The sequence below is a fragment of the Flavobacterium sp. 103 genome, assembly GCF_003096795.1.
Classification (GTDB): Bacteria; Bacteroidota; Bacteroidia; order Flavobacteriales; family Flavobacteriaceae; genus Flavobacterium.
Genome location: NZ_QENX01000001.1, coordinates 3,151,044 through 3,173,108 on the forward strand (window position 1 = coordinate 3,151,044; position 22,065 = coordinate 3,173,108).

Sequence of the window (22,065 nt, forward strand, 5' to 3'; positions counted from 1 at the left end):
ATCTCAAACTGAAAAATCCAAATTCCAATTGTAACTATTGGATTTTGGATTTTTTTTGATAATTAATTCAAGGAAAATTCAAACCAAATAGGAATATGATCAGATATTTTCCGCGCTTCTTTTAAGGAAATGAATTTTTTATAAAACATAATCACATCCGATTTTATATAGTTTATGGAACTGGTTTTATAAAACATATTGTCATATTCAGACGCGAGGTAATTGTCACCTTTTGGTTTTGTTTTTAGTGATGTCTTTTGATTTTCTAAAATAGGAGCGAAGCCCATTTTCTTTAAAGGCGTAAAAACCGAATGCGATTGGGGACAATTAAAATCTCCTGCAAACAGTAAATTCAAAGTAGGGTATTCTCGTGGCAAAAGCTTGAAATATTTAATCTCAGTTTCGGGTTGCTTACTTTTTGTGATAGCATGAAAAGTAGCAATGGTAATGTTTTTTCCTTTGATTTCAAAAGTAGCAAAATAAGGTTCACGATCTATTTCCAAATGATATTTTTGCTCCAGCCAAGGTTTTCCTTTTAGTTTTAGACTACTGGTTTTCCAGATAAAAGCATAACGTTCTGTTTTATAGTTACTGCTTGAAGTGGGGTCACTTATCCGATAATCCCATTTACTTCCTTTTTGGTTGAGTGCATCAGCTAGTTTTACCACGGCCTGTGCTCCACCGTTTCCAGCCACTACTTCTTGAATTGTGATTATATCATATTCTTTTACTGTATTGACAATAAATGCAATCTCCTGATCTGATTTGGATTTACCAAAGTTTTCCAGATTCCAGGAAAGGAGTTTGGTTTGGGAATAAAAAGTATTGAAAAAAAGTAAAAAGAAAAGAAAAAATACTTTGTTCATAGATTAGGATTAATGCCCAAATATAAAGATTGTAAAAAGAATTATCAGTCTTCCGGGAAACAAAGAGTCGTTTTCAATTTGCTTCCGGTTTAAAAACATTTCCATCTTCGTGAGTATCTTTTAGTTTGCCATAATCAATTCATTCAACTTGAATGTCGATAGTTTCCTCTTTCTATATTGACGATTGTATAGGAACCCTGTTTGCTTTTTATATTGATGACATCCGATATGGGTTTGAAAACACAAGCAATATATTTTTCGAATTACTTAGTATTTATTAAAGGTCTTATTTTTTCTAATTATAAATGCCTCATTTTCTTCTTCCAAATGATAAATATCATGTTTAAATATTGAAAGGGAAAGTAATTTTACTGTAAAAAAAATAGTAATGATATTTTAATTAATTTTATTACAAACTTATTTTCGATTTAAACCCTATGCTATTTTGAAAAATTTATCTAAAATTTTAGTTTTATTCTTCCCCTTTTTAATCTTCGGTCAAGGGGCGACAAAAAAAGAAGTTAATCAGCAAGTTCAAACTTGGGTTTCATTGAACACGGTGACAAAGTTCAGTGATCACTGGGGAGTTGTTGCCGATGCCCATATTCGTGAAAATGGTTTCTTTGAAAGTAATAATTTTTATTTTTTGAGAGGCGGTGCTTCTTATATACCTAATGCATCGGTTTCATTAACGGCAGGTTATGCCCATATGTGGTTAGCTCCAACAAAAGAGGGATGGTCAACTTACGCGGATGAAAACAGAATATATCAACAAGCACAATTAATCACCAAAGTTGGAAAAGTAAGTATTCTTCAAAGATTGCGAAACGAACAAAGATGGCAAGAGAAAATGGTGAATGATGAACCCTCAGGCGAACTTCGTTTTACCGATAGAATACGTTATTTAGCCAGTTTCACTATTCCAGTATTCAGAAAAAAAAACTTACCTTCATTGGTTTTATCGGATGAGTTGTTAATTCATTTCGGCAAAGAAGTGGTCTATAATACATTTGATCAAAACAGATTGTTTATTGGAATCAAACAAAATATTAACCCCAAATTGAGTTATGATTTTGGTTATATGAATGTTTATCAAGAAAAATATTCAGGTTATCAATACGATATGAACCATACTATTCGATTGTTCTTTTACCTGAATACAGCAATAAAGCATAACGCACCTAAAGCTCCAGAGCATCATTCGGGAGACGAATAATTACCATATCTGTTTTTTTAGTAGCTAAATATCAAAGAATGATATTCCGAAAGTAATATTTAACGATTTGGTATTGAATATTTTAGTAAGTTTATGTTGTAAAATTCAAAAAGCAGGAATCCTCTTTTTGAATTGTTATTTTTTTAAAGTTTTCTTTTATAGGACGAAATGATTTTAAGAACATTCATTTCTGAATTGTAATAATAGATATTTTGTTGATTTTAAAAAATATATAATTTTTAAACTGATTAAAATGGAAGATAGCACTGGTTATTCAATATTACGGAATCCTCGATTAAATAAAGGATCAGCTTTTACTCAGGAGGAAAGAGATAAATATGGTTTGCAAGGAATGTTGCCAGAAGCAGTTGAAACCATTGAAACACAAATAGTACGTATTCAGGAACAACTGGAAAATTTTGAAAAACCCATAAATCAATACATTTTCCTGATGCAGTTGTTGGAGAATAATGAAACTTTATTTTTTAAAACAATCACCAGTGATCCTGCCAAGTTTTTGCCCCTTGTATATACTCCGACAGTTGGAGAAGCTTGTCAAAAATTTGGACAAGTAACACGAAGACCCAGAGGTTTATATCTATCGATTAATCAAAAAGATCATATAAAAGAGATTCTGCGAAATTGGCCCGAAAAAGATGTCCGATTTACTGTTGTTACAGACGGCGGACGTATACTAGGATTGGGGGATTTGGGTATTTTTGGTTTAGGAATACCCATAGGGAAATTAGTTTTATATACCAGTTGCGGAGGAGTTCCTCCAGAATATACGCTGCCAATTGTGTTGGATGTTGGTACCAATAATGAAGAGTTTTTGAATGACCCACTATATCCAGGTTTGAAATGTAAAAGAATTAGAGGTAAGGAATTTGATGATTTTGTTGCCGCATTTGTTGAGGCTATGAACGAAGTTTTCCCAAAAATTTGCATACAATGGGAAGACTTTCCAGGAGTTGATGCCATCAAGATTTTAAATACCTACAAAGAGAAAGTTTGTACTTTTAATGATGATATTCAAGGAACGGCCGCTATCGCTACTGCAGGATTTATTTCCATAAGTCGTTTGATGGAAAAAAGATTTATTGATCAGCACTTTTTATTTTTAGGTGCAGGTGCCGCAGCTTTCGGTATCGCTGATATGCTTGTTAAAAAATTCCAAAGAGATGGTTTGACTAGGGAAGAAGCTTTAAATCAAATTTGGATGTTTGATGTAAATGGATTGTTGGTAAAAAGCCGAACGGATCTTGTTGAGCATCAATTCGATTTTGCCCATGATTCAGATCCTTGTACCGATTTTGCCGAAGCAGTCCTTAAAATTAAGCCGACAGCCATTGTAGGTGTTAGTACAGTTGGAGGAGCATTTAATCAGCAAGTAATCGAAAATATGAGTGCCGTAAATGAACGGCCTATAATTTTCCCCTACTCCAACCCAACTTCTCATTCTGAATGTACTGCTGAACAGGCATATAATTGGAGTAAAGGGAAAGCCATTTTTGCTAGTGGAAGTCCATTTGCCCCGGTAAAATATCAAGGTAAAATCTTTACACCAGGCCAAGGAAATAATGTATTTATTTTTCCGGCTTTAGGACTCGCTATTTTTGCAACCGAAGCGAAGAGAGTTACAGACGATATATTATTGACTGCCGCAGAAGCTGTAGCAGAACAAGTATGTTTAGCGGATTTTGAAAAAGGTTTAATTTATCCCAATGTTACCGATATTTTGAAAGTATCAGTAAATGTCGCTGTAAAAGTTGCGGAAGATATTTTTAATTCAGGTTTAGCAGGTGTTGAAAGGCCTGAAAATATTAGTGATTTTATCAAAAGCAAAATGTACATTCCGAAATACAAATAGTCTAATTAGTTTTGGAATGTATGTAGATAATAAATTATGGAGAATTGAAAATATTGTGATTGTTAAGTTATTATGAATGTTTGTTAATTGTTTGAATATAATTGCTAATATTAATTATATTCAATATAAATTGATGAAAAAAAGTGTGATATTCTTTGTTATACTTATTTATGTATTAACTTTATTGTTAATTTAAAAGCTTGCCCCTGTTTTTAAAGTAGAGTGTATTTTGTTAATGGATTTTAAATCTGAAGTTAATGGAAAGTTTTGCACATATTTTACGGGATCATCCTGAGTTAGCCGTTTTTTTGACACTATCTCTAGGTTTTGCTTTAGGGCATATAAAAATTGGTACTTTTAAAATTGGGGTAGTTTTGGGAACTTTGTTCGCAGGGGTTCTTATTGGCCAATTGAACATCGAAATCCCCCCAATTGTCAAAACTATTTTCTTTGATTTTTTTCTTTTTGCCACCGGTTATAAAGTAGGACCACAATTTTTTCAAGGTTTAAAGAAAAATGCATTCCCTCAATTGATGCTTACAATTGTTATTTGTGTTAGCTGTTTGCTAATTGCTTTCGGGAGTTCCAAAATTTTAGGTTACGATACAGGAACTGCTGCCGGACTTTTGGCGGGAGCATTTTCAGAATCTACACTTATAGGTACTGCCTCTGAGGCGATACATCAACTTTCTATTTCTGAAGTAGAGAAAATAAAATTAATTAACCATATACCTGTTGCTTATTCACTTACCTATCTTATTGGGGCAACTTCTTTTGTTTTCTTTTTGACAACAATTGCTCCAAAGTTATTAGGAATCAATTTAGTTGAAGAGAGCGAAAAACTCAGCCAAAAATTAACTGGCGAAACGGAACATGAACCAGGTATACAATCTGCCTATCAAAGATGGATCATAAGAGCTTATCAAATAACCAATGAAAAATGGGTTGGACTTACCATATCCGAATTTGAAAAGCAAAATAAAGATTTAAGGTTAATCATTCAACGAATGAGACACAATCAAGAATTAATAGAACCTACTCCCAAAACAATTATTCAAAAAGATGATATATTGGTAATAATGGCTCAACATGGGATTATTTTGAACAGTCTCTCCAATATAGGTCCTGAAGTTTTAGATGAAGAATTGTTGAAATTCCCATTGGCACACATGGATATAACAATCACAAATAAAGAAATTTCTGGAAAAACAATTAAAGAGTTACGTAATCGTTTCGGGAATGGATTGATGTTGGATAAGATTACTAGAGAGTATCAGGAGATTCCTTTTAACTTAAATACTGTTTTACAAAAAGGCGATGTTTTGAAGCTTACGGGCAAAATGGTTCTAATGGAAAAGGCCGCCAAAGAAATTGGATATTTAGATAGACTAAGTACTGCAACTGATATTGTTTTTTTAGGATTGGGAATTGTTTTAGGCGGACTTTTTGGATTGCTTTCAATAACTGTTTTTGGCATTTCAATTACGCTGACAGCCAGTGGTGGAGCATTGGTAATGGGATTGGTTTTTGGCTGGTTGCATTCACAAACACCAATATTTGGCAGTATTCCAGAACCTGCTTTGTGGATTTTTGACAATGTTGGATTGGCAACATTTATTGGATTGGTAGGGATGGCAGCAGGGCCTAGTTTTATTTCTGGACTTCAAGAAATGGGTTTTAGCATTGTTATCGCTGGTTTTTTTGTGTCAATCGTGCCACACATAATTGGGCTATTTTTCGGAAAATATGTTTTAAAAATGAACCCAATAATTCTGTTGGGTGCTCAAACGGGGGCTGGGACTTCAACCATTGGACTTAAGGCTATCCAAGATGCTTCGGCAAGTAAATTTCCAGTTTTAGGTTATACAATTCCTTATGCATTGGGGAATATACTGTTAACGGCTTGGGGACCAATTTTGGTTTCCATGATGAATTGATTTTATATTGAACTCAAAAAATATGGATTTTAAATAGAATCAAATGTAAAGCGTTATTTTTTTTCAAATGTTTTTTTATTTCTTTATTAAAAACAAATATTAGTATTAATCTTTATAAAAAATATAAATTTATATTACTTTTATTATAAAATAAAAAAAATTAAATTTAATAAATTAATGTTATTATGGAAGCAACAAGAAGAGAACATGATTTTTTAGGTGAATTAGAAATTCCAAATCATCTATATTATGGGATTCAAACATTTAGAGCAGTCGAGAATTTTAATATAACAGGTATTCCAATTTCGAGAGAACCATTGTTCATTAAGGCTTTGGGCTATGTGAAAAAAGCTGCTGCAATGGCTAACAAAGATTGTGGTGCTTTGGATGCTAAAATTGCTGAGGCCATTTGTTATGGAAGCGATCAAGTAATTGCGGGAAAATTTGATAAGGAATTTGTTAGTGATTTAATACAAGGAGGAGCTGGGACATCCGTAAATATGAATGCTAATGAGGTTATTGCTAACATTGGTTTGGAGTATTTGGGACATAAAAAAGGAGAATATAATTTCTTGCATCCAAATAATCATGTGAATTGTTCTCAATCTACAAACGACGCATATCCTTCTGCTTTTAGAATTGCACTGTATTTAAAAATGGATCATTTTATAAAAACAGTAGAAAATCTTGAAAAAGCTTTTGCAGCAAAAGGTAGCGAGTTCAAGAAAGTTTTAAAAATGGGAAGAACTCAACTGCAGGATGCAGTACCAATGACATTGGGACAGGAATTCCACTCCTATGCAACTACAATAGGTGAAGATGTTTTAAGGTTAAGAGAGGCTCAAAGTTTAGTGTTAGATATTAACATGGGGGCAACAGCCATTGGAACTAAAGTAAATGCTCCGGAAGGTTATCCAGAAATTTGTGTCAATTATTTGGCTAAAGAGGTTGGAATTCCATTGACATTGTCGCCAGATTTGATCGAAGCAACTGTGGATACTGGGGCTTATGTTCAAATAATGGGTACAATGAAAAGAACAGCGGTCAAAATTTCAAAAATATGTAATGATTTACGTTTGTTAAGTTCAGGACCAAGAACAGGATTTAATGAAATTAACCTGCCTCCTCGTCAGCCTGGCTCATCAATTATGCCTGGAAAGGTAAATCCTGTAATTCCAGAAGTGGTGAATCAAACCTGTTTTTATGTTATAGGGCAAGATTTAACCGTGACTATGGCGGCTGAAGCTGGACAATTACAATTAAATGTTATGGAGCCGGTAATTGCTTTTGCAATGTTTACCTCATTAGATTATATGTCAAATGCAATTCAAACATTAATTGATAAATGTATTACTGGTATTACTGCAAATGAGCAACATTGCTACAATATGGTAATGAATAGTATTGGAATTGTAACTCAGTTGAATCCAATTTTAGGATACGAAGAAAGTGCCAGTATTGCAGGAGAAGCATTAAAAACTGGAAAAAGCGTACATCAAATTGCAGTTGTGGAACGCAAACTTATTACTCAAGATAAATGGGATGAAATCTATTCAATAGAGAATTTAATTAATCCTAGGTTTATTACCTCATGATTTTATTTTAACTATAGTATTAGACTAATGAAAAATAAATTAAAAATTTTGATGATAGTATCTCTAGTTCTGCTAAGCTATTCGATGTTTGCTCAGTTTAGAACTGAAAAAGATTTACTAGGTGAAAAACAAATTCCTGCAGATGCTTATTATGGTGTGCAAACGGCCAGAGCATTAGAGAATTTTCAGGTAAGTGGTGTAAAGACAAGCTTTTATCCAGATTATGTAAGGGCATATGCAATGGTTAAATTAGCCGCTGCCAGAGCTAATGCAGATGTTGGTCGCATGAAAAAAGATAGACTTGACGCTATTGAAAAAGCTTGCCAGGCAGTAATTGACGGCAAGTACCACGATCAGTTTTTGGTAGATCTTTACCAAGGGGGAGCGGGAACATCTGCCAATATGAATGCCAATGAAGTACTTGCGAATATTGCCCTTGAATTAAGCGGTCATAAAAAAGGGGAGTATAAATTTATAGAGCCTCATGACGACTTGAACATGGGACAATCTACAAATGACGTCTATCCAACGACCATTCATGTCGCATTGCTATTACACAATGATAAATTGATGAAAGAGGTAAAGTTACTTTCGGATGCTTTTCATAAAAAAGGGGATGAATTTAATAAAATACTAAAAATGGGTCGTACCGAGGGTCAGGATGCTGTTCCAATGACTTTAGGACAGGAGTTCCATGCTTTTGGTTACCAACTTGATGCAGAAATTGAAGGCTTACGTAAAAGTGAAGCTTATTTGTATGAAGAAAACATGGGAGCTACCGCTATTGGTACAGGGATTACGGCTACCCCTGGTTATGCAGAAAAATGCGCTACACATTTAGCAAAAATTACAGGAAAGCCTATGAAATTAAGTCCAGATTTGATTGCAGCCACTTCTAGTATGCAAGGATTTGTGATGTATTCATCAGCCTTGAAAAGTTTATCCGTGGCAATTTCAAAAATTAGTAGTGATTTAATTATTCTTGCTATGGGACCACGAACAGGGTTATTTGAAATCAACCTGCCGGCCTTACAACCAGGATCGTCTATTATGCCGGGTAAAGTAAATCCTGTGATGCCAGAATTAATGAATCAGATTTGCTACAAAGTGATTGGAAATGATGTGACAGTTACATTGGCTTCCTCAAATGGACTTCTTCAATTGAATGCCTACGAACCTGTAGTGGCCATTTCTATTATGGAATCTCAAGCTCTTTTTTATAAAACATTGCCTTTATTTAGGAAAAATTGTATTGATGGTATTACTGCCAATGAAGAAGTCCTGAAACATTATATTGACAGGAGTGTAGGTATAGTTACGGCACTAAATCCTGTTTTAGGTTACGAAAAAACCACAGAATTGGCAAAAGAGGCACTTTCTACAAATAAAGGAATACTCGAACTTATCCGTGAAAAGAAATTATTAACGGAGGATCAAATCAAAAAGCTTTTGGATCCAGCAACCATGACGGGTCAGAAATAATGCTTTGAAGTCTTATAGATTATATTAATCGAAAATAAATTAACTATAACTTGATAAATTATGAAAAAGATTGTTTTACTATTTATGATCTCAGTTTTTGTTTTACCGGTGCAAGCACAAAATAAAGCACCAAAAACCTCGCCAAGAATCATTATTTTGGCAACAGGCGGAACCATCGCCGGTTCCGGAGAATCAGCGACTAAAGCGGCTTATACAGCTGGAAAAGTACCTATTGACGATTTGCTAAATGCAGTACCTCAAATCCATGATTATGGAAAAATAACTGGAGAGCAAATTGCCCAAATTGGCAGCCAAGATATGAATGTGGTAACTTGGTTGAAATTATCAAAAAGGATAAATGAAATTTTCAAAAACAATGAGGCCGATGCGATAGTTGTGACACATGGTACCGATACGCAGGAGGAAACTGCCTATTTCTTGGATTTAACGGTGATGTCAGACAAACCTGTAGTGTTGGTAGGAGCTATGCGTCCATCAACAGCCATGAGTCAAGATGGTAACCGAAATTTATTGGATGCAGTAATGGTTGCGGCTAGCCCAAAAAGCCAGGGAAAAGGTGTGATTGTTGCTATGGATGAAAAAATTTATGATGCCAGAGACGTGACTAAAACCAGTACTACGAATCTGGAAACTTTTCAATCCCGTAATTTTGGTCCAATTGGATTAATTTATGATGGTAAAGTAAATTACTACTATCAATCATTAAGAAATCCTTCCAAAAAGTTTGATGTCACAAGCTTGACTTCTTTACCTCAAGTTGAAATTGTTTATGGATATGCAGATGCTAGCCCCGTGTCAGTAACAGGAATAGCAAATTCAGGCGTAAAAGGGATAGTTTATGCAGGAATGGGAAATGGTAATTTCGGAGAGCCAGTAGGAAAAGCATTGGCAGATGCTGCCAAAAAAGGAATTTTGGTTTGCCGTTCTGCAAGAGCAGGTTCCGGCAGAATTACTTTAGACAATGAAGTGAAAGATAAAGAACTTGGCTTTGTGGTTTCTGATGATTTAAATCCTCAAAAATCTAGAGTTTTATTGATGCTAGCTTTGACAACTACATCGGATAGAGAAAAGATACAACAGTTTTTCTTTGATTATTGATTAGCTGAAAAGTGAATTTTTATAAGATTCACTTTTTTTGTTTCAAATAGAATAATAGTAATAACCTTAAATACAACTATATGATTTGGATTGAATTTGCTGTTCTTATCGGAATGATTCTTATAGGGTCACAAATGAAAGGAATTGGATTAGGTGTAATGGGCATGGTAGGACTATTCGTTTTTCTTTTTGTTTTCAAAATGAAACCTACAGATCCGCCGCTAGATGTGATGTTAATTATTATGGCAATTGTAACAACGGCTGCAACCTTACAGGCATCGGGAGGATTAGATTATCTAGTGAATTTGGCTGAAAAAATTATTCGAAGCAACCCATCAAATATCACATTTATAGCGCCTTTTACGGTTTACTTTTTATGTCTGTTTGCAGGAACCGCCCATATAGTTTATTCCTTATTGCCTATTATTTCTGAAGTGTCGGCTAAGAAAAGAATTCGACCTGAACGACCATTGAGTATTTCGGTTATTGCTTCCCATTTGGCTCTTACGGGAAGTCCTATGAGTGCGGCAACAGCGGCTTTGGTGGTTATATTGGGTTATCCTGGCGCTTTGGTGGATATTATGATGATTTGTATTCCAGCATGTATCATAGGTTTGTTACTTGGTTGCTTTTCAGTTTTTAAAAAGGGAATCGAATTGAATGATGATCCTGTTTTTATTGAAAAAATGAAAGATCCTGAATTTGCAAAAAGTATGCAAGCAGATGTTGAAGGTGAAGTAAAAAGTTTAAAACCTGGAGCTAAAACTTCGGTTTTAATATTCACGTTTGCAATAGTTCTGATTGTAATTGCTGGTGCGTTCCCAAATTTAGTTCCTAGTTTTGAACCTGGCACCAAAACTCTTGCAGTTGCTGCTAATGGTTCTTTGTCTATGGTGACCATAATTAGTGTGATTACGCTTACTGCTTCTGCAGCTATGATGTTAATTACTAAAACAAGTACGACAGATGTTACTAAAGCTAGTTTATTTACTTCAATGGCTTCTGCGGTAGTGTCTGTTTTTGGGGTGGTTTGGATGAGTTCAACCTTCATGTATTCCAATAATGATATAATACAAGGAGCATTAGGAGGTATTGTTACCGACTATCCTTGGACTTTTGCTATAGCAGTTTTTATAATGGGTGTTTTGATGTTTAGCCAAGCAGCTACTACCAAAACAATGATGCCATTAGGAATTGCTTTAGGACTTCCCCCATCAGCATTGATAGCTATATTCCCAGCTGTAAATAGTGATTTTGTTTTGCCAGGATATCCAACCTTATTAGCGGCTATTAATTTCGATAGAACAGGAAGTACAAAAATAGGGAAGTACGTTGTTAATCATAGTTTCAATGTTCCCGGTGTGGTCGCAATTGGGGTGGCAATCGCAGTTGGATTTTTATTGGGATCATTTCTATTATAAATTTTAAAATTTGATAATTATGAGAAAATACTTTATTTACTTATTAATTGGTTTTTTACCAATTTTTGCAATGGCTCAAGTGGAGCAAGTGGAAAAACAAACGAATGAAGGGGATTTTTTTATTCCAGATTCCTTAAAATCGTTGATACCTGTTTCTAAGCAATCTTTGTTAAGGGATGTTGACGTAATTTTTAATTCACGTATGGCTTACAATAGCAATTTTATGGATGGCAGTCATACACTGTCAGAATTTAATGTAAACCAGCTTCGATTTGAAATGAAAGGAAAAATTCATGATAAAGTTTATTTTAGATTCCGTAACAGATATACTAGAGAACCTATTCCCGGAAATTTGGATAATATAAGTCGATCAGTCGATCTCGCTTTTTTGAGAATTGATTTATCTAAAAGCACAAAGCTTTCTTTCGGAAAATTATGTGCCGATTGGGGAGGTTTTGAATTTGATTTTAATCCTATTGACATATTAACCTATAATGATATTATTGAAAACGCCGATAACTTTTTGGTAGGTGCAGGTCTATCTCATGATTTTGCCGATGGTAAAAACTCAATTTCTTTTCAAGTATTAAATTCTAGAACCAAAACTTATGAAGAACAATATGGCAGTACGGCTCCGCCAAACATAAATCCTTCTGAATATCCATTGGCAATGGTAGGTAATTGGAGAGGAAGCTTTTTCGATGGCAAATTTGAAACCACTTATAGTTACAGTTTTTTCAACGAGGCACAAGGATCACATATGAACTATTTTGCGCTAGGAAATAAATTTAAAGCAAAGAATTTTGTTTTGTATTATGATTTTCAATACAGTGATGAAGGACTGGATCGTAAAGGAATTGTTTCTAGTATTATAAGTAGTCAATATCAATACGCAGCACAAAATGTTCTTTATGTGGAAAACTGGGTTAGAGCGGAGTATTTGGTAACTCCTAAAGTTAATTTACTTTTAACAGTGATGAATAGTAATCATTCATGGAAAGATAATCCAGATCCAAATAGCAGTTCAAAATTATCTACTAGCTATGGGCTTATTCCAACTATTCAGTATATGCCTTTCAAAGATTTCAATATAAAATTCTATGTGGCATATACAGCTAGAAGATATGAGTATACTAACTATGCTGAAAATGCTTTCGGGGTCAAAGATTATACAACTGGACTTTTAGGCTTTGGATTTATAGCTCCATTACTGGTTTTATGATTTTTATGAAACTCAATAAAAACAAAAAACCCAATCGTAAGATTGGGTTTTTCTATAAGTAAGTAATTCTAAATTGAGTTTATATAACGTTTATTTTACTTTATTAAGTACTGCTTTGAAAGCTTCAGGGTGATTCATCGCTAAATCAGCAAGAACTTTACGGTTCAATTCGATTCCGTTAGCTTTTACTTTACCCATGAATTGAGAATAAGACATTCCTTCCAATCTAGCTCCAGCGTTAATACGTTGAATCCATAATGAGCGGAAATTTCTTTTATTCACTTTTCTGTCACGATATGCATAGCACATTGCTTTTTCTACCGCGTTCTTTGCAACTGTCCAAACGTTTTTACGTCTACCAAAGAAACCTTTGGCTTGCTTCATTATTTTTTTTCTTCTTGCTCTTTTAGCAACTGAATTTACCGATCTTGGCATAATTTTATTGTTTTTTTGTAGCAGGCGTCCTGAATTTAATCAAAGGAACTTATGGCCATACTCCAAGGTTATTGAATTTATTTTTAACCTAAAGAATTATTAGATAATTCTTAATTGTTGTTTGATGCTTTTCATATCTGTAGAGTGAACTAGCGCTGAGTGAGTCAAAGCTAATTTACGTTTTTTAGATTTTTTAGTCAAGATGTGACTTTTGAAAGCATGCTTTCTTTTAATCTTTCCAGAACCAGTAACTTTGAAACGTTTCTTGGCGCTAGATTTGGTTTTCATTTTAGGCATTTTTTCCCAGTGTTTTAATTTATTATTACTTACTTAATCTTTTGTTTAAAGTTTCAGACTTCAGGTTTAAAACTGAACAATGAGAACTGATACTATTTTTTATCTGCTTTCTGCAAACTGATTACTTTTTCTTTTTAGGAGCAATAAACATAATCATTCTCTTTCCTTCAAGAACAGGCATTGCTTCAACTTTTCCGAATTCTTCTAAGTCAGTAGCCAATCTCAATAATAAGATTTGCCCTTGGTCTTTATAGATAATTGAACGCCCTTTAAAGAATACAAAAGCTTTTAATTTCGCTCCTTCTTTTAAGAATTTTTCAGCGTTCTTTCTCTTAAATTCGTAATCATGCTCATCAGTTTGAGGACCAAAACGTATTTCTTTTACTACTACTTGAGTAGATTTCGCTTTTAGAGCCTTATCACGTTTCTTTTGTTCGTAAACAAATTTCTTGTAATCCATGATTTTACAAACCGGTGGCTCTGCGTTTGGAGAAATCTCAACTAAATCCAATTCAAATTGGTCAGCTAATCTTAAAGCTTCTGCAAGTTTAAAAACTCCAGGCTCTATGTTTTCACCCACAAGTCTTACTTCTTGTACACCGCGAATAAAATTATTTATTCTGTGTGCATCCTTTTTTTCTACGCGAGGTTGGTAACCTCTGTTGCTTCTTATTGCTATGACTTTATAATTTAAGTTAAACTGTAAATACTTTTAATGTTTTTTTGATTTCCTCGTCAACAATCGAAGCAAATTCTTCTATTGTAACGCTGATATTACCTTTTCCTTCTTGACCATGGCGACGAATAGAAATGGTTCCATTTTTCTCTTCTTCCTCACCAACAATCAGCATAAACGGGATTTTCTGCATTTCTGCATCTCTAATTTTCTTTCCTATCGTCTCGCTTCTGTTATCAATTAGGGCGCGAATTTCGTGATTTTCTAGCAGATTTAAAACTTTTTTAGCATAATTTTCATATTTCTCACTCAAAGACAGTATAATTGCCTGCTCAGGCATTAACCAAAGTGGGAAATTTCCTGCCGTGTGTTCTAATAAAATAGCAATAAAACGTTCCATTGATCCAAAAGGTGCTCTGTGAATCATTACAGGTCTATGTAATTCATTATCAGATCCTTTGTAAGTCAATTCAAAACGTTCAGGTAAATTGTAATCTACTTGAATTGTTCCTAATTGCCATTGTCTGCCTAAAGCATCCTTTACCATGAAATCCAGTTTTGGACCGTAGAAAGCAGCCTCTCCGTATTCAACAACTGTATTCAGTCCTTTGTCTGCTGCCGCATTGATGATTGCATTTTCTGCTTTTTCCCAATTCTCATCAGAACCTATGTATTTATCTCTGTTCTCTTTATCTCTCAATGAAATCTGAGCTGTAAAGTTTTCGAAGCCTAATGAACCAAATACATAAAGTACTAAGTCAATTACTTTTTTAAACTCCTCGTCCAATTGCTCTGGAGTACAAAATATGTGAGCATCATCCTGAGTAAACCCACGTACACGAGTTAAACCGTGTAATTCACCACTTTGCTCATATCTATAAACTGTTCCAAATTCAGCATAACGCTTTGGTAGATCTTTGTATGACCAAGGTCTTACGTTGTAGATTTCGCAGTGATGAGGGCAGTTCATTGGTTTCAATAAAAACTCCTCTCCCTCAGCAGGAGTGTTGATTGGTTGGAAGCTGTCTGCTCCATATTTGGCATAATGTCCAGAAGTTACATATAACTCTTTTTGACCAATATGCGGAGTTACAACTTGCTCGTAACCTGCTTTCTTTTGTGCTTTTTTCAAAAACTGTTCCAAACGATCTCTCAAAGCGGCTCCTTTTGGTAACCATAACGGTAAACCTTGGCCTACTTTTTGTGAAAAAGCAAATAGTTCCAATTCTTTTCCTAGTTTTCTGTGGTCACGACGTTTCGCTTCTTCAAGTAATTCTAGGTATTCAGTTAAATCTTTCTGTTTCGGGAATGAAGTTCCATAAACACGGGTTAACTGCTTATTTTTTTCATCACCTCTCCAGTAAGCTCCAGCAACACTCATTACTTTCATCGCCTTGATGATTCCTGTATTCGGAATATGTCCACCACGACATAAATCAGTAAAAGTTGAATGATCACAAAAAGTGATAGTTCCGTCTTCAAGATTAGAAATTAGTTCTGTTTTGTAAACATTGTCTTTGTACATCTCCAAAGCTTCGGCTTTAGTAACAGGGCGCATTTTAAATTCGTGTTTTTCTCTCGAAATTTCAAGTACACGGTCTTCAATTTTCTTAAAATCAGCTTCAGTGATCTTTTGATCTTCAAAGTCAACGTCATAGTAAAAACCATTAGAAATAGCAGGTCCTAGAGTTAATTTAACTCCAGGGTACATTTCTTCAAGAACTTGAGCCATTACGTGCGATGTTGAATGCCAAAAAGCCTTTTTACCATCAGCATCATTCCAAGTATATAATGTAAGACTGCCGTCGGTCGTCAGTGGTGTAGATGTTTCAATAGTTGTACCATTAAAAGATGCCGAAATTACATTTCTGGCAAATCCTTCACTAATGCTTTTTGCAACATCCATCGGAGTTACTCCTGGAGCAAACTCTCTAACTGACCCGTCGGGCAAAGTAATCTTAATCATTGTTTTTTATATTTTAAGATTGCAAATATAAAGTATTAGCAAAACACATACAATAGATATATAAGGTTTGTTCTATATATAAGTATAAAATCCAAATAGGTGTTGTTGTAAAAGAGGAATCCGAATGATCAGGAGCTATTTCCAGCTGTACACTATATCTGTTGTCCCGAACCCCGGGACAACAGGATGCCGCTTCCATCTGGGCTAGGGCATCAGTTTTCATAAGATGCAAATTGAAAAAATCACACCTTATATATAAGGAAGAATATTAGAAGAGGAAATCATTCTCAAAATGCTCTCAATCCCATCAAGATTGGGATTATGCTCTTAAATGTACCTCCCCAAAGGTGTCAAAGCGTAAAGGAAGTGGTTCTAAAGTTTGCTTTTCAGTGTCTCTACGAGAAAATAAAGCATTGTTTACGGCATTTCGTGCGAAACTCACAAGGGTTAAAAATCAAAATAAAGCCCAATAACCAAGCTGAACTTCGATAAACTCCTAAAACCTTCAAAAAGCTCTTGATGTAAATTTCAAGTTATCAGTCTGTTAAAAAATAAACGCAAAATAATTGCAAAAAGCCATTGTTTAAACGAATAAACTAGCTACTTTTGCACCCGCAACAACGCACAAGTTCTTTCACATACTGGCAAGCAAACGAATTGAAACTGAAAATTTATTTCAAAAAATATTCAAAAAAGCTTGTGAGAAAAGAAAAAGCTTTGTACTTTTGCACCCGCTAATCGAGAGACTGGCGTACAAAAACAAGAAGAACACGTTCCTAGACATATTGAATTGACAGCCGTTTTTATCGAAAGATAAGAACAAAAGAATAAGAGTAATAGAATCGGAAGATTTGAATAAAGAACCACTAGAACTTCAGTCAAACATTAATAGCTTAAGCAATTAAGCAAACAATATACGATGAAGAGTTTGATCCTGGCTCAGGATGAACGCTAGCGGCAGGCTTAACACATGCAAGTCGAGGGGTATTGGTTTTCGGACCAAGAGACCGGCGCACGGGTGCGTAACGCGTATGCAATCTACCTTTTACAGAGGGATAGCCCAGAGAAATTTGGATTAATACCTCATAGTATAGTACAATCGCATGATTGAACTATTAAAGTCACAACGGTAAAAGATGAGCATGCGTCCCATTAGCTAGTTGGTAAGGTAACGGCTTACCAAGGCTACGATGGGTAGGGGTCCTGAGAGGGAGATCCCCCACACTGGTACTGAGACACGGACCAGACTCCTACGGGAGGCAGCAGTGAGGAATATTGGACAATGGGCGCAAGCCTGATCCAGCCATGCCGCGTGCAGGATGACGGTCCTATGGATTGTAAACTGCTTTTGTACGAGAAGAAACACTCCTTCGTGAAGGAGCTTGACGGTATCGTAAGAATAAGGATCGGCTAACTCCGTGCCAGCAGCCGCGGTAATACGGAGGATCCAAGCGTTATCCGGAATCATTGGGTTTAAAGGGTCCGTAGGCGGTTTGGTAAGTCAGTGGTGAAAGCCCATCGCTCAACGGTGGAACGGCCATTGATACTGCCAGACTTGAATTATTAGGAAGTAACTAGAATATGTAGTGTAGCGGTGAAATGCTTAGAGATTACATGGAATACCAATTGCGAAGGCAGGTTACTACTAATGGATTGACGCTGATGGACGAAAGCGTGGGTAGCGAACAGGATTAGATACCCTGGTAGTCCACGCCGTAAACGATGGATACTAGCTGTTGGGAGCGATCTCAGTGGCTAAGCGAAAGTGATAAGTATCCCACCTGGGGAGTACGTTCGCAAGAATGAAACTCAAAGGAATTGACGGGGGCCCGCACAAGCGGTGGAGCATGTGGTTTAATTCGATGATACGCGAGGAACCTTACCAAGGCTTAAATGTAGATTGACCGGTTTGGAAACAGATCTTTCGCAAGACAATTTACAAGGTGCTGCATGGTTGTCGTCAGCTCGTGCCGTGAGGTGTCAGGTTAAGTCCTATAACGAGCGCAACCCCTGTTGTTAGTTGCCAGCGAGTCATGTCGGGAACTCTAACGAGACTGCCAGTGCAAACTGTGAGGAAGGTGGGGATGACGTCAAATCATCACGGCCCTTACGCCTTGGGCTACACACGTGCTACAATGGCCGGTACAGAGAGCAGCCACTGGGTGACCAGGAGCGAATCTACAAAACCGGTCACAGTTCGGATCGGAGTCTGCAACTCGACTCCGTGAAGCTGGAATCGCTAGTAATCGGATATCAGCCATGATCCGGTGAATACGTTCCCGGGCCTTGTACACACCGCCCGTCAAGCCATGGAAGCTGGGGGTGCCTGAAGTCGGTGACCGCAAGGAGCTGCCTAGGGTAAAACTGGTAACTAGGGCTAAGTCGTAACAAGGTAGCCGTACCGGAAGGTGCGGCTGGAACACCTCCTTTCTAGAGCCTTAGTGTTAGTAGCAATACACGCTGAGGAAAGAAGACGAAAAGAACTATTGGTTACAAAAACAAAGATTATATTACTCTTGCTGTTAATTTAAAAAACATGCGTAAAATTAAAAAAAGCGCAAAAATAAGAATGAAGAGTGTCTCGTAGCTCAGCTGGTTAGAGTACTACACTGATAATGTAGGGGTCGACAGTTCGAGTCTGTCCGAGACAACTATTTTCACCTTTAAAAAAGGAAATTCTAGAGTTGAGAAGTTAAGAGTTAGACTAATAACTAATTACTAACAACTAATAGCTCAAAAAATTGGGGGATTAGCTCAGCTGGCTAGAGCGCCTGCCTTGCACGCAGGAGGTCAACGGTTCGACTCCGTTATTCTCCACAGATCCGAAAGGATAAAAGTTCATTGACATATTGAGATAAGAAATAATAAAAAGTAGAAAGCAGTTTTTTCTAATTTATTAGAGAAAACGAAAAAAAACGGTCGTAATTGATTTTACGATTGGTACAATAAGCAAAATAAGGGCGTATGGGGGATGCCTTGGCTCTCAGAGGCGATGAAAGGCGTGATAAGCTGCGAAAAGTTACGGGGATTGGCACACACGATATGATCCGTAAATACCTGAATGGGGCAACCCACTATGTTGAAGACATAGTACACCGATAGGTGGGCAAACCCGCTGAACTGAAACATCTAAGTAGGCGGAGGAGAAGAAAACAAAAGTGATTCCGTAAGTAGTGGCGAGCGAACGCGGATTAGCCCAAACCAGTGTTGTTACGGCAATGCTGGGGTTGTAGGACCACGACATTTTATGCACAAAGAATTAGAATCTACTGGAAAGTAGAGCCAAAGAGAGTGATAGCCTCGTATAAGTAATAAGTGTAATAGATAGTGGTATCCTGAGTAGGGCGGGGCACGTGAAACCCTGTCTGAATTTGGCGGGACCATCCGCTAAGGCTAAATACTCCTGAGAGACCGATAGTGAACCAGTACCGTGAGGGAAAGGTGAAAAGAACCGTGAATAACGGAGTGAAATAGATCCTGAAACCATACGCTTACAAGCGGTCGGAGCCCTTTTGTGGGGTGACGGCGTGCCTTTTGCATAATGAGCCTACGAGTTAACGTTGCTGGCAAGGATAAGTGGTTAAGCCACGGATCCGTAGCGAAAGCGAGTCTGAATAGGGCGCTTTAGTCAGTAGTGTTAGACGCGAAACCGTGTGATCTACCCATGGGCAGGATGAAGCGCTGGTAACACAGTGTGGAGGTCCGAACCGGTTGACGTTGAAAAGTCTTCGGATGACCTGTGGGTAGGGGTGAAAGGCCAATCAAACTCGGAAATAGCTCGTACTCCCCGAAATGCATTTAGGTGCAGCGCACGGCGCAAAGTTATATAGAGGTAGAGCTACTGATTGGATGCGGGGGCTTCACCGCCTACCAATTCCTGACAAACTCCGAATGCTATATAATGTTTCCGTGCAGTGAGGGCTTGGGTGCTAAGGTCCAAGTCCGAGAGGGAAAGAACCCAGACCATCAGCTAAGGTCCCCAAATATATGTTAAGTTGAAAGAACGAGGTTTGTCTGCCCAGACAGCTAGGATGTTGGCTTGGAAGCAGCCATTCATTTAAAGAGTGCGTAACAGCTCACTAGTCGAGCGGACGAGCATGGATAATAATCGGGCATAAACATATTACCGAAGCTATGGATTTAGAGTTTACTCTAAGTGGTAGGGGAGCATTCTAACAGGGTTGAAGGTGTGTCGTAAGGCATGCTGGACTGGTTAGAAAAGAAAATGTAGGCATAAGTAACGATAATGCGGGCGAGAAACCCGCACACCGAAAGACTAAGGTTTCCACAGCTATGCTAATCAGCTGTGGGTTAGTCGGGACCTAAGGCGAACCCGAAAGGGACAGTCGATGGACAACGGGTTAATATTCCCGTACTACTGATTACTGTGATGGGGTGACGGAGTGATGAAAGCGCCGCGAACTGACGGAATAGTTCGTTGAAGTACCTACCTATAAGCTGCGCAGGCAAATCCACGCGGCTTGGGGAAATACGATAGTACTCGGAGTCTTCGGACAAAGAGATAGTGCGCCTAAGGGCTTCCAAGAAAAACCTCTAAACTTCAGGTAATTAGTACCCGTACCGCAAACCGACACAGGTAGTCGAGGAGAGAATCCTAAGGTGCTCGAGAGATTCATGGCTAAGGAATTAGGCAAAATAGACCCGTAACTTCGGGAGAAGGGTCGCCTCTGAGTAATCAGAGGCCGCAGTGAAGAGGTCCAGGCGACTGTTTATCAAAAACACAGGGCTCTGCAAAATCGTAAGATGAAGTATAGGGCCTGACACCTGCCCGGTGCTGGAAGGTTAAGAGGAGATGTTATCTTCGGAGAAGCATTGAATTGAAGCCCCAGTAAACGGCGGCCGTAACTATAACGGTCCTAAGGTAGCGAAATTCCTTGTCGGGTAAGTTCCGACCTGCACGAATGGTGTAACGATCTGGACACTGTCTCAGCCATGAGCTCGGTGAAATTGTAGTAACGGTGAAGATGCCGTTTACCCGCAGTGGGACGAAAAGACCCTGTGCACCTTTACTATAGCTTAGTATTGACCTTGGATAAATGATGTGTAGGATAGGTTGGAGACTGTGAAGTGGCGTCGCCAGGCGTTGTGGAGTCATTGTTGAAATACAACCCTTTGTTTATCTGAGGCCTAACCCCGAAATTCGGGGGACATTGCTTGGTGGGTAGTTTGACTGGGGTGGTCGCCTCCAAAAGAGTAACGGAGGCTTCTAAAGGTTCCCTCAGTACGCTTGGTAACCGTGCGTAGAGTGCAATGGCATAAGGGAGCTTGACTGAGAGACATACAGGTCGATCAGGTACGAAAGTAGAGCATAGTGATCCGGTGGTTCCGCATGGAAGGGCCATCGCTCAAAGGATAAAAGGTACGCCGGGGATAACAGGCTGATCTCCCCCAAGAGCTCATATCGACGGGGGGGTTTGGCACCTCGATGTCGGCTCGTCACATCCTGGGGCTGGAGAAGGTCCCAAGGGTTGGGCTGTTCGCCCATTAAAGTGGCACGCGAGCTGGGTTCAGAACGTCGTGAGACAGTTCGGTCTCTATCTACTGTGGGCGCAAGAAATTTGAGTGGATCTGATTCTAGTACGAGAGGACCGAATTGGACTAACCTCTAGTGTATCTGTTGTCCCGCCAGGGGCACCGCAGAGTAGCTACGTTGGGAAGGGATAAGCGCTGAAAGCATATAAGCGCGAAACCCACCACAAGATGAGATTTCTTTTAAGGGTCGTGGGAGATGACCACGTTGATAGGCTATAGATGTAAAGGCAGTAATGTCATAGTCGAGTAGTACTAATAACCCGTAAGCTTATGTACACCTTTTCTCTCTCGTCCAAAAGACGAGAGAGAAGAAACTTTCTAATACTTTTTATGTTCTTTATCTCAGTATGTTAAGATATTAGTTTTAATTATGAATTGATAATTGTCAATTGTTAATTAAAATAAAGATT

Annotated in this window: 14 protein-coding genes, 2 tRNA genes and 2 rRNA genes; 12 read left to right on the plus strand and 6 right to left on the minus strand. The window is 37.5% G+C overall.

Annotated elements, in window-relative coordinates:
• Positions 1 to 62 precede the first annotated feature (62 nt).
• Positions 63 to 866, minus strand: a complete 804-nt coding sequence (locus C8C85_RS13330; RefSeq protein WP_116797502.1) for an endonuclease/exonuclease/phosphatase family protein — start codon at positions 864 to 866, stop codon at positions 63 to 65.
• A gap of 445 nt (positions 867 to 1,311) precedes the next feature.
• Between C8C85_RS13330 and C8C85_RS13335 the strand changes: the two genes are divergently transcribed.
• The 8 genes from C8C85_RS13335 (at position 1,312) to C8C85_RS13370 (ending at position 12,728) form a co-directional block, all read left to right on the plus strand.
• Positions 1,312 to 2,082 (plus strand): DUF2490 domain-containing protein, encoded by a 771-nt coding sequence (locus tag C8C85_RS13335; protein WP_165818124.1) that lies wholly within the window; start codon positions 1,312 to 1,314, stop codon positions 2,080 to 2,082.
• Positions 2,083 to 2,335: 253 nt separating this feature from the next.
• Positions 2,336 to 3,952 (plus strand): NAD-dependent malic enzyme, encoded by a 1,617-nt coding sequence (locus C8C85_RS13340; RefSeq protein WP_116797504.1) that lies wholly within the window; start codon positions 2,336 to 2,338, stop codon positions 3,950 to 3,952.
• A 257-nt stretch (positions 3,953 to 4,209) separates the two neighbouring features.
• A complete protein-coding gene (gene aspT / locus C8C85_RS13345; protein ID WP_116797505.1) occupies positions 4,210 to 5,889 on the plus strand; it encodes an aspartate-alanine antiporter in 1,680 nt (559 codons plus the stop codon).
• Positions 5,890 to 6,074: 185 nt separating this feature from the next.
• Complete coding sequence (gene aspA, locus C8C85_RS13350; RefSeq protein ID WP_116797506.1) at positions 6,075 to 7,484, plus strand: aspartate ammonia-lyase; 1,410 nt, start codon at positions 6,075 to 6,077, stop codon at positions 7,482 to 7,484.
• Positions 7,485 to 7,535: 51 nt separating this feature from the next.
• Positions 7,536 to 8,966, plus strand: coding sequence for an aspartate ammonia-lyase (locus tag C8C85_RS13355; RefSeq protein WP_243412110.1), 1,431 nt, complete (start codon positions 7,536 to 7,538; stop codon positions 8,964 to 8,966).
• Between the two features lie 60 nt (positions 8,967 to 9,026).
• Positions 9,027 to 10,085: a type II asparaginase gene (locus C8C85_RS13360; protein ID WP_116797508.1), complete on the plus strand. Its 1,059-nt coding sequence runs from the start codon at positions 9,027 to 9,029 to the stop codon at positions 10,083 to 10,085.
• Positions 10,086 to 10,165: 80 nt separating this feature from the next.
• Positions 10,166 to 11,506 carry an anaerobic C4-dicarboxylate transporter family protein gene (locus C8C85_RS13365; protein ID WP_116797509.1) on the plus strand — a complete coding sequence of 447 codons (1,341 nt, stop codon included), beginning with the start codon at positions 10,166 to 10,168 and terminating at the stop codon, positions 11,504 to 11,506.
• Positions 11,507 to 11,525: 19 nt separating this feature from the next.
• A complete protein-coding gene (locus C8C85_RS13370) occupies positions 11,526 to 12,728 on the plus strand; it encodes a porin (protein ID WP_116797510.1) in 1,203 nt (400 codons plus the stop codon).
• Positions 12,729 to 12,818: 90 nt separating this feature from the next.
• Here the strand turns inward: C8C85_RS13370 and rplT are convergent, their stop codons facing one another.
• The 5 genes from rplT to C8C85_RS18370 all read right to left on the minus strand — a co-directional run bounded on the left by rplT (position 12,819) and on the right by C8C85_RS18370 (position 16,325).
• Positions 12,819 to 13,163, minus strand: coding sequence for a 50S ribosomal protein L20 (gene rplT, locus C8C85_RS13375; RefSeq protein ID WP_086453231.1), 345 nt, complete (start codon positions 13,161 to 13,163; stop codon positions 12,819 to 12,821).
• A 99-nt stretch (positions 13,164 to 13,262) separates the two neighbouring features.
• Entirely contained in the window at positions 13,263 to 13,460 is a 198-nt protein-coding gene (gene rpmI / locus C8C85_RS13380) for a 50S ribosomal protein L35 (RefSeq protein WP_007810722.1), read from the minus strand.
• A gap of 121 nt (positions 13,461 to 13,581) precedes the next feature.
• Entirely contained in the window at positions 13,582 to 14,139 is a 558-nt protein-coding gene (gene infC / locus C8C85_RS13385; protein ID WP_371594681.1) for a translation initiation factor IF-3, read from the minus strand.
• 16 nt (positions 14,140 to 14,155) lie between these two features.
• A complete protein-coding gene (gene thrS, locus C8C85_RS13390) occupies positions 14,156 to 16,102 on the minus strand; it encodes a threonine--tRNA ligase (protein ID WP_116797511.1) in 1,947 nt (648 codons plus the stop codon).
• Between the two features lie 13 nt (positions 16,103 to 16,115).
• Positions 16,116 to 16,325: a hypothetical protein gene (locus C8C85_RS18370; protein WP_133243388.1), complete on the minus strand. Its 210-nt coding sequence runs from the start codon at positions 16,323 to 16,325 to the stop codon at positions 16,116 to 16,118.
• 693 nt (positions 16,326 to 17,018) lie between these two features.
• On the opposite strand from C8C85_RS18370, the gene C8C85_RS13395 reads away from it, so the two are divergent.
• From C8C85_RS13395 to C8C85_RS13410, 4 genes are all read left to right on the plus strand, one after another.
• Positions 17,019 to 18,532: ribosomal RNA gene (locus C8C85_RS13395) — 16S ribosomal RNA — on the plus strand.
• A 147-nt stretch (positions 18,533 to 18,679) separates the two neighbouring features.
• Positions 18,680 to 18,753 (plus strand) — tRNA-Ile (locus C8C85_RS13400).
• Positions 18,754 to 18,845: 92 nt separating this feature from the next.
• Positions 18,846 to 18,919, plus strand: a tRNA-Ala gene (locus C8C85_RS13405).
• Between the two features lie 126 nt (positions 18,920 to 19,045).
• Positions 19,046 to 21,931, plus strand: a 23S ribosomal RNA gene (locus C8C85_RS13410).
• The 16S and 23S rRNA genes sit together here with 2 tRNA genes alongside, the layout of an rRNA operon.
• The last annotated feature ends 134 nt before the right edge of the window (positions 21,932 to 22,065 follow it).

Coding starts and splice junctions, on each gene's coding strand:
- rplT (WP_086453231.1), bottom strand. CDS start 13,163: ATGCCAAGATCGGTAAATTCAGTTGCTAAAAGAGCAAGAAGAAAAAAA.
- aspT (WP_116797505.1), top strand. CDS start 4,210: ATGGAAAGTTTTGCACATATTTTACGGGATCATCCTGAGTTAGCCGTT.
- C8C85_RS13355 (WP_243412110.1), top strand. CDS start 7,536: ATGATAGTATCTCTAGTTCTGCTAAGCTATTCGATGTTTGCTCAGTTT.
- C8C85_RS13340 (WP_116797504.1), top strand. CDS start 2,336: ATGGAAGATAGCACTGGTTATTCAATATTACGGAATCCTCGATTAAAT.
- C8C85_RS13370 (WP_116797510.1), top strand. CDS start 11,526: ATGAGAAAATACTTTATTTACTTATTAATTGGTTTTTTACCAATTTTT.
- C8C85_RS13360 (WP_116797508.1), top strand. CDS start 9,027: ATGAAAAAGATTGTTTTACTATTTATGATCTCAGTTTTTGTTTTACCG.
- C8C85_RS13365 (WP_116797509.1), top strand. CDS start 10,166: ATGATTTGGATTGAATTTGCTGTTCTTATCGGAATGATTCTTATAGGG.
- aspA (WP_116797506.1), top strand. CDS start 6,075: ATGGAAGCAACAAGAAGAGAACATGATTTTTTAGGTGAATTAGAAATT.
- thrS (WP_116797511.1), bottom strand. CDS start 16,102: ATGATTAAGATTACTTTGCCCGACGGGTCAGTTAGAGAGTTTGCTCCA.
- rpmI (WP_007810722.1), bottom strand. CDS start 13,460: ATGCCTAAAATGAAAACCAAATCTAGCGCCAAGAAACGTTTCAAAGTT.
- C8C85_RS18370 (WP_133243388.1), bottom strand. CDS start 16,325: ATGAAAACTGATGCCCTAGCCCAGATGGAAGCGGCATCCTGTTGTCCC.
- C8C85_RS13330 (WP_116797502.1), bottom strand. CDS start 866: ATGAACAAAGTATTTTTTCTTTTCTTTTTACTTTTTTTCAATACTTTT.